The sequence below is a fragment of the Flaviaestuariibacter terrae genome, from assembly GCF_054777635.1.
The window spans coordinates 913,157-926,269 of the sequence record NZ_BAAHAL010000006.1; the positions used below are offsets into that span (position 1 = coordinate 913,157).

At 58.4% G+C, this 13,113-nt stretch carries 10 protein-coding genes and 1 other RNA gene; 6 read left to right on the forward strand and 5 right to left on the reverse strand.

Going from position 1 to position 13,113, the window contains the following annotated elements; genetic code table 11:
- Positions 1-29: 29 nt before the first annotated feature.
- Complete coding sequence (locus tag ACYU7Z_RS04705) at positions 30-1,049, forward strand: Smr/MutS family protein (protein WP_460567885.1); 1,020 nt, start codon at positions 30-32, stop codon at positions 1,047-1,049.
- A gap of 81 nt (positions 1,050-1,130) precedes the next feature.
- On the opposite strand, the gene ACYU7Z_RS04710 is transcribed toward ACYU7Z_RS04705, so the two are convergent.
- The gene (locus ACYU7Z_RS04710) at positions 1,131-2,495 is read right to left on the reverse strand and encodes a CHAT domain-containing protein (RefSeq protein ID WP_460567887.1); all 1,365 of its coding nucleotides are present in this window, start codon (positions 2,493-2,495) and stop codon (positions 1,131-1,133) included.
- Positions 2,496-2,672: 177 nt separating this feature from the next.
- Here ACYU7Z_RS04710 and rnpB point away from each other — a divergent pair.
- From rnpB to ACYU7Z_RS04725, 3 genes are all read left to right on the forward strand, one after another.
- Positions 2,673-3,149: RNase P RNA component class A (rnpB, locus tag ACYU7Z_RS04715), an RNA gene on the forward strand.
- Between the two features lie 87 nt (positions 3,150-3,236).
- Positions 3,237-3,929 carry an SIR2 family NAD-dependent protein deacylase gene (locus tag ACYU7Z_RS04720; protein ID WP_460567889.1) on the forward strand — a complete coding sequence of 231 codons (693 nt, stop codon included), beginning with the start codon at positions 3,237-3,239 and terminating at the stop codon, positions 3,927-3,929.
- Positions 3,930-3,958: 29 nt separating this feature from the next.
- The gene (locus ACYU7Z_RS04725; protein WP_460567891.1) at positions 3,959-4,480 is read left to right on the forward strand and encodes a hypothetical protein; all 522 of its coding nucleotides are present in this window, start codon (positions 3,959-3,961) and stop codon (positions 4,478-4,480) included.
- Here the strand turns inward: ACYU7Z_RS04725 and ACYU7Z_RS04730 are convergent.
- The 3 genes from ACYU7Z_RS04730 to ACYU7Z_RS04740 form a co-directional block, all read right to left on the reverse strand.
- Entirely contained in the window at positions 4,477-4,812 is a 336-nt protein-coding gene (locus ACYU7Z_RS04730) for a cupin domain-containing protein (protein ID WP_460567893.1), read from the reverse strand. The two genes, ACYU7Z_RS04725 and ACYU7Z_RS04730, sit on opposite strands and share 4 nt — an antisense overlap.
- The gene (locus ACYU7Z_RS04735; protein WP_460567895.1) at positions 4,809-6,323 is read right to left on the reverse strand and encodes a saccharopine dehydrogenase family; all 1,515 of its coding nucleotides are present in this window, start codon (positions 6,321-6,323) and stop codon (positions 4,809-4,811) included. The genes ACYU7Z_RS04730 and ACYU7Z_RS04735 overlap by 4 nt, the downstream gene beginning before the upstream one ends.
- 136 nt (positions 6,324-6,459) lie before the next feature.
- On the reverse strand, positions 6,460-7,332 hold the full coding sequence (locus ACYU7Z_RS04740) for an FxLYD domain-containing protein (RefSeq protein ID WP_460567897.1): 873 nt from the start codon (positions 7,330-7,332) through the stop codon (positions 6,460-6,462).
- Between the two features lie 206 nt (positions 7,333-7,538).
- Between ACYU7Z_RS04740 and gyrA the strand changes: the two genes are divergently transcribed.
- A complete protein-coding gene (gene gyrA / locus ACYU7Z_RS04745) occupies positions 7,539-10,145 on the forward strand; it encodes a DNA gyrase subunit A (protein ID WP_460567899.1) in 2,607 nt (868 codons plus the stop codon).
- A gap of 33 nt (positions 10,146-10,178) precedes the next feature.
- Entirely contained in the window at positions 10,179-11,423 is a 1,245-nt protein-coding gene (locus tag ACYU7Z_RS04750) for a hypothetical protein (protein WP_460567901.1), read from the forward strand.
- 384 nt (positions 11,424-11,807) lie between these two features.
- Here ACYU7Z_RS04750 and ACYU7Z_RS04755 read toward each other — a convergent pair whose 3' ends face one another.
- Positions 11,808-13,109 (reverse strand): NAD(P)/FAD-dependent oxidoreductase, encoded by a 1,302-nt coding sequence (locus ACYU7Z_RS04755; protein WP_460567903.1) that lies wholly within the window; start codon positions 13,107-13,109, stop codon positions 11,808-11,810.
- Positions 13,110-13,113: the final 4 nt, after the last annotated feature.

Genomic DNA, 13,113 nt, shown 5'->3' on the forward strand with positions numbered 1-13,113 from the left:
TACGTAGAATCCTATAGTACCTTTGCCGGATGAAATTCGATATCGGTGACAAGATCGTGGTCAAGGCTACGAATGAAGAAGGTGAAGTGATCGACATCATGAATGAGAAGATGGTGATGATCGAGGTGCGCGGGGTGAAGTTCCCGGCCTATATCGACCAGCTCGATTTTCCCTATTTCAAGCGGTTTTCCGAGAAGAAGCTTTTCGAGCCCAAAAAAGAGAAAACCTATATCGAGAACGTACGCAAGGAAAAGGCGCCCCGCGAGCGCATCGTTGATGGCGTATGGCTTTCATTCCTGCCGAAGTTCGATGTAGACGAATTCGGCGATGACGTGGTAGTATCGCTGAAGATCTACGTGATCAACCATACCGAGGCCGAATACAAGTTCACCTACAAGCAGCTGTTCTTCGGCCGCTCCGACTTCGAGCTCAACGGCGTGCTCCATGCCTTCGAGGATTTTTATTTGCACGATATCCCGTTCTCCGACCTCAGCGACAGCCCCGTGTTCTCGTTTGAGTTTTCGCTGAAGACAGCGCAAAAGGGCAAGGCCGACTATTACGAATACACGCTGCGCCTGAAGCCGAAGCAGCTCTTCGACCGCATCGAGAAATTGAAAGAGGAGGGAGGCGCCACCTTCACTTACAAGCTATTCGACGAATATCCCAACAAGGTGGAGGAAGCACCCGTTGACTTTGGCTACCGGGCCCAGGCCGGGGCGCCGATCTACGACGCGAGCGATGTCCGCCGCCACCTGCCGCCCGCCCGCACCGTGGTAGACCTGCACATCGAAAAGCTGGTCGACGACCATTCGGGCATGTCCAATACCGCCATTTTGGGCATTCAGCTAAAGGAGTTCGAGAAGTGGTACGACCTGGCGCTGGCGCACCGCTTGCCCAAGCTGACCGTCATCCACGGCATCGGCAAGGGCCGCCTCCGCGACGACATCCACGACATCCTGCGGCGCAAGAAAGAAGTGAAGTCTTTCGTCAACCAGTATTCAGCCGACTTCGGCTTCGGTGCGACGGAGATATTTTTCCAGCACAAATAGCCGTGCAGTGTGAGGGGGGTGAGCGGGTGAACAAGTGAGCAGTGAGCACACGGTCACCGCTCACCGATGACCGCTCACTTCTTAATGCACCAGGTCCATAAAGCTCCAGTCGACCTGGGGCTTTGTTGCTTTGAGCTGGCGGAGGGTGTTGTTGAAGGCCGCATCGGCATCAGGCACTTTCAGCAGTTGCCGGTAGAAGGCGGTCATGAACTCGGTGGTTTCCTGGTCGGGGATGGCCCGGTTGGAAAGCACCATGGCCTGCACGCCCTGCCGCAGCAATGCGAGCGTCAGGCCAAAGGGCGCCGAGGAATGCTCCGTATTGCCGCTGCCGGAGTAGCAGGTACTCAGCACCACGAGCCGCATATGCGCCGCATTGAGCTTGCGGAAATCCATGGCGGTAAACATTCCGTGCTCATCGATCGGCTCGGCGCTGGCCTTACGGCTGTTGGCGCCGCTCAGTACGATACCGGTGAAGAGCAGCGGGTACGACGCGCGGGTAAGCCGGTAACGGGCATTGCCGTCGGGCGGAAAGTAAAAGCCATGGGTGGCCAGGTGAAGAATATCGTAGGGCGTCTTGTTGATCTGCTCCACAAACCGCGCCTCGGTTGCCTTGCAGGAATCCAGCATGTCTACCTGGTGCACGCCCTTCAGCAGCGCTGCAATATTGTTGATCTCGAGCTTCGAGCCGGGAAGCGGCTGCCAGAAGGGCTCGTACTGGTCGTCGCTGGCGCCGTCGCATTCGTAGGAAATGTTGCCTACGAGGAGCACCTTCATCTTCTTCGGGAACAGGAGCCGGTGGCGGTTGCCGAGGAAGGAAGCAGCCGTATGCAGGCGCACGAGATTGTATTTTTCAAAAAAGTAGCGCCCGTCGCGGCACTTCAGGAAGCGCAGGTTAACGAGGTTGAGCTCGTTGCTCGTGGAATAGTACACGGTTTGCGCGCCTTCGAGCTGCGGCTCGAGGTAGGCCATCAGGTTCTTGTAAGCGAGGTAGGAAGTAGAAGGCGCCGTGCCGCCGCTGATGCCACGCGCTGCCGCCTGCACGGCTTCCATTGTTTTTCCCGGTGTAAGTTTCGGTATGACCAGCACCTGCGGCAGGCCTGTGCTGCGGATCACGGAGGTCAGAAAAGTTTCCTTGTCGTTGAATTCCGTGAGCATGAAATCGAGGTACACCTCGCCGGCACGGAGATGCTGCTGTACGAAGCGCCAGCGCACCTCGGGGAGCGAATCGGGCCTGCGCTCCACGCTCACGTAAAACTGGTCGGCCTTTGCCTGGATGAAATCGGTTGCATCGTACTCCTCGGCCGTTTCGAAGCTCCAGCCCGACGTACTGTAGGAGCCACCTGCAGACAGAACGGTGTCCATTTTCATCGAGCTGCTGTCCCACTCGGTTTGGGCCGCGGCGGGAAGCGCGCCGAACAGGAAAAAAGGAAGTAGATATTTTCTCATACGCCAGGTTTCGGTTTCGCGCAGTTACTGATTAGTGAGTTTTGGAAAAGCAGCAAACAGGAAGGCAGTGGGCTGCCGATCGGAACGTGCCTTATCAAAAATAGCCTAATAAAGCGCGATCCTTGATGCTAATGTGCAGCCGCCCGGCTTCTTGAAAGTTCGGCGTACCTTCGCCGCACTGCAGGCCGCGCTATCGATCCCAGCCTTCCGGGCTGGGGTAGGAAAGTCCGGACAGCACAGGGCAGCGCATCCCGCTAACGGCGGGACATGCTTCGCAAGGAGCGTCGAGACAGTGCCACAGAAAATTACAGCCTCAGGCAGTCATCGCTTCGGCGACGGCTGCCTAGTTCGTCCCGCCTGTGCCAAGGCTTAGGCGGGCGGAGGGTGATGGTGAAAATGTGGGGTAAGAGCCCACGGTCGGGCATCGGAAGGTGCTCTTCGGGTAAACCTTGCGCGCTGAAATGCCATGTATAGGAATCGTCAGGGGCGGCCCGTCCCTGTTTGCCTCGCTTCGGCGCTGGCGAACCGGTTCCAGGGTAGGCAGCTCGAGGCGGCCAGTAATGACCGTCCCAGATAAATGATAGCGCTTCGGCCGCCGTAGCTTCGGCGAAGGCGGCAGGAAGACAGAATCCGGCTTACAGGCCTGCAGTAACTTTATTGAGAGTCAAAATTCAATAGCCAAAAGCATTTGCCGGCGGTTTTTTGGATTTTGACTTTTTACTTTTACCGAAAGGCAAGCGCATGGAAAAGAAAAAACTCGTGGTACTAACGGGCGCCGGCATATCGGCCGAAAGCGGCCTGAAAACCTTTCGCGATGCCGACGGGCTCTGGGAAGGATACGACCTGGAGGAAGTGGCGACGCCACGGGCCTGGAAGAAGAACCCGGAGCTCGTACTGGAATTCTACAACATGCGCCGCCGTAACGTGCTCGACGCGGAGCCCAACGAAGCCCACCGCATCCTCGCGGAGCTGGAGCAGCATTTCGACGTAACCATCATCACCCAAAACATCGACGACCTCCACGAGCGGGCGGGCTCCGGCGATATCCTGCACCTCCACGGGGAGATCCGGAAAATGCGGAGCGAGCACGATGAAAACCTTGTGTATCCTATCGACGGCGATATCCGTATCGGTGACAGGGCAGAGGATGGCGCGCAGCTGCGGCCGCATATCGTTTGGTTTGAAGAACCCGTGCCGCTCATCACGGAGGCGGCCCGGATCGTGAGCCGCGCCGACCTGTTCCTGATCGTTGGCACGTCGCTGCTGGTGTACCCGGCCGCCGGACTTGTTGATTTTGTGCACCCGGGACGGCCGAAGTTCCTTGTCGACAAAAAGCTGCCTGCTACCGCACTGCACGGACTCACGGCCATCGAGGCGCCGGCGACGGAAGGCATGAAGCGCCTTCGGGAAATCCTGCTGGCGGAATACACCTGAAGAATTAATTTTGTTGAAAACCAACTTGTATGGAAACGACTGATTCGACAATTCTTACCGGGGTGATCATGATTACACTCGCCATGCTGCTGGCATGGGTAGTCGTCAATATCTTCTTCATTATTACGTTGCAAAACACGCTCAGGCTCGTAAAGCCGCAGAACCGACGGATGCGTCCCGGGCAGGTGTGGCTGCTGCTGATTCCGGTCTTCAGCCTCGTCTGGAATTTCATCGTGGTCAACCGCGTAGCCGAGTCGATACACAACGAAAACTGCGACGAGAAATTCAGCTTCGAAGACGGCAGCAGCGCCGGCGATCCCTTCGCGGATATGAAAGAGCGCCCGACGCGTTCCATCGGGCTGGCCTACAGCATTTGCTCGGCCACAGCCTGGATACCCATGATCGGCACACTTACAGGCCTCGGCGGCTTTGTATGCTGGATCATGTATTGGGTGGAGGTGAATAAATGCCGGAAAGCGCTCGAGCAGCGTCAGTGGCAGGAGCAGGTGTCGATGGCAGCACCCGCCGGTTTTTCCGTCGACCAGTATTAATCCGGGACCCTTTCGCCGCCGTCCGGGCCGTAAAAGATGACCCAGCTGGCAAAGTCATGTGAGAAATTCTCGAAACGGTGCTTCATGCCCGCGGGCACAAACAGCACATCACCTTTCTGGAACGAACTGCGCTCCCCGTCGCGCACAAAGGTCCCGTGCCCGGACGCGATGATGTAGAGCTCGTCCTGCCGGTGTGGCTGCTGCAGGTCCTCGTGCATCGGCGCGTACCATTCCACTACGAGGCTGCCGCGCTCCAGGAGAAGCGCAAAAGGCTGACCGCCGCTGTTTTTCAGGAGGTTCTTGGCTTCGTCCTGGGAGACCTGGTATTTCATGAGAGCGACCGTATTTCTTCGGTAAACTGTATATCCCATTGCTGGAGCTCGGCGAGCACGGGCCCGTAAAAGGCCGGGGTAACCGGAATGCGGAGCCCGCGTTCCTGCAGGCTCCCATTGAGGAGCAGGCGTGCGGCGATACCCAGCGGAAGACCCACCGTTTTCGCCATGGCCGTATGATGGTCGTCGCTGCCCTCGAGTGCAAAAGAGCTCCGCGCCTTGTAGGAGCGGCCATTCAGCTCGTAGCTGATCTCGTGGAGCATGACCACCAGGTCGCGGTCGCCGGGCTGCAGGGCGAGCTTCCGTTCGAGCGCAAACTGCAGCACATCGGCGGCGCTGCAGCGGCCACGGTTGATGACCGTTGTCTTATCGTCAAGACCCAGGTAGAAAAGCTGGCTCAGCGTCAGCTTTGCGTCGTGCATTTTCATCGCAACGGTTGCCGCGGCATTTGTTTTCAATTCCTCGATGTCCACGTCCTGCAGCGAGCCCGTCTCGTTGACCATCATGAACTGCTCCACGCGCTCCGGGCTTTTGTCCGATACTTCTTCCTGTAGTTCTACAAGATTCATCAGGTCTTCCAGTATCTTCTTGCTGACCTCGAACTGGTCGTTCATCCGCTGCTGCAGCCAGCCGCCAAAGCCATGCCGCTCGAGATGCTCGTGGAAGAAATCCGAGAGCGTCCGGCCATCGGTGTCGTAGGCCGGCGTCTCGTCGGTCAGCTTCAGGTCGACGATGTTTTTCCAGCCGTAAATGAAATCGGGATAGCGCAGTGTGGTGCGGATGAACGTAGGGCAATCTGTAAGTCCATAGATGGGAATATACGACAGCGAATCGCGGTTGGGATACCAGCAGAAGGGCTCATAGCCCGCAACTTCCACGAAGCGTTTTTCCGCGAACAGCTGTTCGTACTCCATCCGCTTTTCGATGCTGCCTTCCCGGTACACGGCGCCTGCCTTACCGGCCAGCACCACGTTGCGCGGGTTCCAGGATATCTTGTAGCGCCAGGGGTTGTTGTCGCTCTCGGGAGCTACCAGCCCGCCGCAGTGGGAGTGGAAGGATGTGATACGACCGCCTTCGGCCTGGATATGATCAATCAGTTTCTTGGCGCTCATGTGATCGATACCCGGATCGAGGCCCATCTCGCACAAAAACAGGAGGCCTTTTTCAAGGGCTGCCTCCGCAAGGCTTCGCATGTTGTCGTCGACATACGACGCGGTGAGCAGGTGCTTGCCATGCTGCAGGCAATCACGCGCCACCAGGAAGTGCAGGGAAGGAGGGAGGAGCGAGATGACCAGGTCGCTGCCGGCAATGGCCTGGCCGCGGAGCGCTTCGTCCGAAACGTCGAAAGAAACGGCTTCGCCTCCAAGTGCATGACCGATCTTTTCCTGCGCCAGGGCGAGGTTGGCATCGACGACCCGCAGCGTCCAGTTCTCACTCAGGGCATGGCGCAACAGGTAATCGATGAGCACCGTTGCCGACTTGCCGGCACCGAAGAGCAGGATCTTCTTCATAGCCCAAAGAAAAGCAATCTCGGATGTAAGAGCACAGATGTGCGATTGCAATTCACGAAAAGTTCCTGATCGCCCACGCTAACATCCGAGATCAGCGATCTGACATCAGCGATCCGAGATCCGATATCCGACATCACTACGCGGGTGTTTGCTCGGCATTCACCGTCGACTCCACACCCGTCAGCTTGTATTTCACACGGGCGCCGTGGCGTACGGGCGGCACCACGAGGATCTTGTCGCCGCCGGGAGCGAGCGCATTGACGCTGTAGGTTTCGCGGCGGATCAGCGAGCCATCGGCCTTCAGGAAGGTCACTTCGAGGTTCACCTGGTCGAGCGTACGGCCGGAGTTGTTGTGCACGCGGATCTGCAGGTCGTTGATGCCTTCAAAAACGCCTTCCTTGTCGCTGTTGGTGCTGAGGGTAACGTCGCGGCGCAGGTCGCGGAGCGATACATTGGAAGCGCTCCTGGCGGCGTCCTCGCCGGGAAGCACCGTCTCGGTCTTCAGCGCATTCTGGTAGTTGAAGCCGGCGTCGGCATCACCGCTGCTGTGCTCCTCACTTTGCTCGGGGAGGGGCTCGGTGGCCATCGCCAGCGCCGGGCTATGGGCCAAGGCATTTCCGTTCTCGATGATTTTTTTCACCACACCGGCGCCGCCGACCAGGCAAACAAAGAGGGCAAGGATCCACAACCCGTTCGGCGCGGGGCGCTCCGCGGGCCGGAATTCGAAGGGGCGGAAGCCGCGGGTACGCACCGGGATGGCGGGGGCGGCCAGCGTCACCTCGTCGATAACGGCGGCCGGGCGCGGGCGGGCCGGCAGCGGCGCGGGCCGGCGGCGGGGCTCTTCCCGGACAAATTCTTTCAGCTCGGGACGCTCGTAAACCGGCTCCCAGCGCTCACTTTCCCCTTCCACCCACACGAGATCGGCGGGCCGGAGCGGCAGGGCGCGGAGCGCCTCGGTCGTATAGGGGCCGGATTGCGTATTGGCACGGAGTAATCGGTATTCTTTCATGGTCAGCTGCATTCGTTCCACCCATACCGTTGAAAAATATGTGCCGGTTTGGAGCGGCCCCAAATCGGGCCCGTTCCGACCCCGGGAAACATTAACAGCGCCTTGTGGATAAAGCGCGCTAAAGCGGTGATAAAGAGGCGCTTTTTTCGCGGTTTTCCCGTCCCGAATCGGTAAATTTGCCGACCTCATTTTTATAAGCTGAACGAATGGAAGAAACACTGTTGCCGCAAGAAACAAACGACTACAACCGGATCATCCCCGTCAACATCGAGGAGCAGATGAAAACGGCCTACATCGACTACTCCATGTCGGTGATCGTAGGCCGCGCCCTGCCCGATGTGCGCGACGGCCTCAAGCCGGTGCATCGCCGCATCCTCTTCGCCATGAACGAGCTCGGGATGGGCTACAACCGACCCTATAAGAAATCCGCCCGTATTGTGGGCGAGGTGCTCGGTAAGTACCACCCGCACGGCGACTCCTCTGTGTACGACGCCATGGTGCGTATGGCGCAGGAGTGGAGCATGCGCTACCAGCTGATCGACGGCCAGGGCAACTACGGCTCGCAGGACGGCGACGGACCGGCGGCCATGCGTTATACCGAAGCCCGCATGCACCGCATCGCGGAAAGCATGATGGGGGATATCGACAAGGAAACTGTCGATTTCCAGCTCAACTTCGATGATACCCTGCAGGAGCCGACGGTACTCCCGACGCGGATCCCGCAGCTGCTGCTCAACGGATCGAGCGGTATCGCCGTTGGTATGGCCACCAACATGCTCCCGCACAACCTCAACGAGGTGATCGACGGCTGCGTGGCTTATATCGACAACCGCGAGATAACGGTTGAGGAGCTGATGGTACACATCAAGGCACCCGACTTCCCCACCGGCGGCCAGATCTATGGCATGGAAGGCGTGAAGCAGGCCTACCTCACCGGCCGCGGCCGCTGCGTGCTCCGCGGCAAGCTGCACGTCGACACGAAGACCTCGGGGCGCGAGCAGATCATCATTACCGAAGTGCCGTACCAGGTAAACCGCGACGCGCTTTGCGACCGCATCGGCCAGCTCGTGACCGACAAAACGATCGAAGGCATCGCCCACATCAACAACGAATCGAACAACAAGGAAGGCACCCGTATCGTCATCGACCTGAAGCGCGACGCGGTGTCCAATATTGTCATCAACCAGCTTTACAAGTTCACGGAGCTGCAAACGAGCTACGGCATCAACAACGTAGCCATCGTGAAAGGCCGCCCGCGGGTACTGAGCCTGAAGGACCTCATCTCCGAGTTCATCGAGTTCCGCCACGAGGTGGTGGTGCGCCGTACGCAGTACGAGCTCCGCGAGGCCCGCAAGAAGGCCCACATCCTCCAGGGCTACCTCATCGCGCTCGATCACCTCGACGAAGTGATCGCCCTTATCCGCGCTTCCGCCACGCCCGATATCGCCAAAGAAGCGCTCGTGGGCGCCGGCTGGGGTCTCGACGAGATCCAGGCCAAGGCCATCCTCGAGCTGCGTCTCCAGCGTCTCACCGGCATGGAACGCGACAAGATCAAGATGGAATACGACGAGCTCATGGCCCTCATTGCCCGCCTCGAAGCCATCCTGGCCGACGAAGGCCTCCGTTTCCAGGTGATCAAGGACGAACTCGCCGAAGTGAAAGAGAAGTTCGGCGACGCCCGTGCCAGCGAGATCTCCTTCCTCGAGAACGAGATGAACATCAAGGATTTCATCAAGGAGGAAGACGCTGTGATCACCATCTCGCACCTGGGCTACATCAAGCGCACCAGCGCCACCGAGTACCGCTCGCAGAAGCGCGGCGGACGCGGCGCCATCGGCAGCCGCTCACGCGAGGAAGACTTTATCGAGCACCTTTTCGTTGCCTCCACGCACCATACGATGCTGTTCTTCACCGAGAAGGGACGCTGCTACTGGCTCAATGTGTACCAGATCCCCGAAGGGGAGAAGGGCGCCAAGGGACGCGCCATCCAGAACCTGCTCCAGCTCGCGCAGGACGATAAGATCCGCGCGGTGATCGACGTGAAAGACCTGCAGGACCTCGATTTTGTTTCGAAGCATTATATTATTCTCTGCACCAAGCAGGGTGTGATCAAGAAGACGGCACTCGAAGACTTCAGCCGCCCGCGCTCGACCGGCGTCAATGCCATTACGATCGTGGAAGGCGACCAGCTCCTCGAGGCACGGCTCACCGACGGTAATTGCGACATCATGATGGCCGTCAAGAGCGGCCGCGCCATCCGCTTCCCCGAAAGCAAGGTGCGTCCTACGGGCCGCGGCGCCATCGGCGTCACCGGCATCGAGGTCGACGACAGCAAGGACGAAGTGGTGGGCATGGTATGCGTCAACCCGCAAACACCGGAGCGCACCACGCTCGTGGTGAGCGAGAAGGGCTTCGGCAAGCGGACCTCGGTAGAGGAGTACCGCATCACCAACCGTGGCGGCAAGGGCGTGAAGACCATCAGCGTTACCGATAAAACGGGCGCTTTGGTCGGCATCCTCGACGTGGCGGAAACGGAAGACCTGATCATCACCTGTAAGAGTGGTGTCACCATCCGTATGAAGGTGGCCGATATTCGTGAGCTCGGCCGCGCCACGCAGGGCGTGAAGCTGATCCGCATCGACGACGGTGATGAGATCGCCGCCATCACGCGGATCGACGTGCAGGACGAAGCCGGTATCGTGGAAGAGGGCGCCGAAGGAGCAGAAGGCGTGGTAGCCGAAGCCGCCACCGATGTGCCTGAAGTTCCGGGAGCCGATACAACGGATACCGCCGAAAATGCATCTGAAGCTTAGTAATTCCTCGTTAACCCAATAAACATTCAATACATGCGTACATTGATCGTTACCGCCTTATTGCTGGCAGGCAGCACAGGAGTGTTTGCCCAGAAGTCGGTGGACAAGGCACAGGAACAATTCAAGAACGGCAACCTCGACGAGGCGCGCGCCGAAATCGACAAGGCATCCGCTGACCCGAAGGCCGCCGGCAACGCCGACTACTGGTTTACCCGCGCCCGGATCTATAACGGCATCAGCCGCCAGGCAACCGACACCGCCGCTGCCCGCCAGGCGCTCGTTGCGATGCAGCACTACGTAGAGATGCAGTCGGGCGTGAAAGACGAAAGCCGCCAGTATATCTCGTCGATCCTCGAAAACCACAAGACCGCCGAGGACATCTACACGGCCTATCTCAACGCCGGTATCAAGAACCTCAACGGCAAGCAATACAAGCTCGCGGAATATGATTTCGCCAGTGCTCTTGATGCCTTCGAATACCTCAAGAAAGCCAAGATCACAACCGCCACCTTCGATACAACGTCCACACTTTACGCAGGCTACGCCGCCGAGAGCTATGAGAACGCCGATGCCGCCGCCCGTTACTACGGGATGATCGCCGACCGCCGCATTCCCGACACGTCGATGGTGGGTGTGTACCAGTACCTCGTGCGTTATTACAGCAAGAAAAAGGACGTCGCCAACAAGGACAAATACATGAAGCTCGGGAAGGAGCTGTTCCCGAAAGATCCGTGGTGGAATGCCTGGGACCTGCAAAGCATCGAAGGCGACAAGCCGGCCAAGATCGCGCAGTACGCCGAGCTGTTCAAGAAGGACCCCAAGAATGCCGATGCCGCCGAGGCCTACATCGTTGAGTTGTACAACTACCTCTATAAGGATTCGCCGGCCGATGCCGCCAAGCGCGCCCAGGAGCTGACGACGGCCCTGCAGACGGTTGTTGCGAATGACCCGGGCGACCTCCGCTGGAACCAGATCCTCACGCAGCACCTTGCTTACCAGAATGCCGATATCGAAACGGCCTGGAAAGGAGTAAAAGGCACGAAGCCCGAAGATGTGCGCAAGAAGCAGGACCTGCATAAATCGCTTAGCGCATCGTACGACGAGCTGCTGCCGCAGGCCCTCAAAACCGCCGCGCTCTACGAGGCGAAGCCGGAGCTGACACCTGCCGAGAAAAACGGCTACAAGCTGACCATCAACGCCATCATGCTTGCCTACCAGTTCAAGAAGAACGACGCCGAGCTGAAGAAGTGGGATGCGAAGCTGAAGGCTATCAAATAAGCAAGCAATTACCAGGCTGAAATGCCGGTCCTGACAAGGGCCGGCATTTTCGTTTCTGCGACGAGAAGACCATCAAAAAATGGAGCTGCGGCCGTTCTGTTACTTAACATAATATAAATTATAGGCTATTTGGACTCGGGGAGCGATCTTCTTATAAAAGGCTTTCACGGTTGATAACCAACAGGTTACCCGTTGGTTGGATATTGAAAATGCTGCCGACTCGGCCGTTCAGCTGCGGCTGTGAGCTAGCCTGCAAGATCCGGAAAGTGGATCTCATGTAGGTGCAGAAACAGGATTTGTTTGCCTTCGTCGTGCCGTCGCGCCGTCGCGCCGTACCGCCGTCGCGTAAAAAAAGTGGCCATCGGCCGCTTCGAAAATGTATGATCACACAGGATTCACCTGCGCCTGCTTCGTGGCATCCACCGGTTTCTTGGGCCGGTAAAATTCCTTGAAAATTAACCGCAGGCTCTGGTCGTAGGTAATATAGCTGTATACCCAGTTGAGGAACACGAAGAGCCGGTTTTTGACCCCCAGGATCAGGAACAGGTGCAGTCCCATCCAGATCAGCCAGGCAAATAATCCCCGGAAATGCAGCTTCGGCTTCGGCACGTCCACTACGGCGAGGTTGCGCCCTACGGTAGCCATCGAGCCCTTGTCCTTGTATTCGTATTCTTTGAGCGTCTCGCCGCGCTGCATGGCCCGCAGGTTGTGCGCCAGCGTTTCGGCCTGCTGGATCGCCACGGAGGCCACCTGCGGATGCCCGTTGGCCCAGGTCGGTGTCGACATGGCCGCGAGGTCGCCGAGCACGTACACGCCATCGAGGCCCTGCACGCGGTTATAACGATCGACGGTGATGCGGTTTCCACGAACCACGAGGCTTTTGTCGATGCCTTCGGGCACGTTGCCGCGGATACCGGCCGCCCAGATCAGCATCTCCGAGCGGATCGTTCCGCCGTCGGCCAGTGTCGCTTGCTTGCCGTCGTAATCTTTCACGAGGGTCTTGAGATGCACCTCTACGCCCAGCTTTTCGAGGTAATGCTGCGCGTCGGCCGACGATTTGGGATCCATGGCTGCCAGCAGGCGCTCGCCGCCGTCGAGGAGCATGATCTTCATTTGCCTGAAATCGAGCTCTGGGTAATCGCAAGGCAACACGTACTTTTTCATTTCGGCCAGCGCACCCGCCAGCTCCACGCCCGTCGGCCCGCCGCCGGCGATCACGATATTCATCAGGCCCTGCCGCTCCTCCGGCGTCCCGGCGCGGACGGCATCCTCGAAATTTTGGATAAACCGGTGCCGGAGCTGGATGGCTTCCACCGTCGACTTCATCGGGAATGCATTGGTCATCACATTCTGGTTTCCGAAGAAGTTGGTGTCGGCGCCGAGGGCCAGCACGAGCACGTCGTAGTTCAGGGTTTCGCTTTCGGTGATGATCTTCTTTTCCTGCGTATTTACCTGTTTAAGCTCCTCCACGCGGATCCGCACGTTCTTGCTCTTGTGAAAGGCCTTTCGGAGCGGGAACGAGATATTCGACGCATCGAGCGCCGCGGTGGCAACCTGGTAAAACAGCGGCTGAAACTGGTGGTAATTGAACTTGTCGATCAGCAGTACCTCAAATCCTTCCTTGTTGTTCAGCTTTCGGGCGAGGCGGAGTCCGGCAAAGCCCGCGCCGACGATGACTACTTTCATAGAT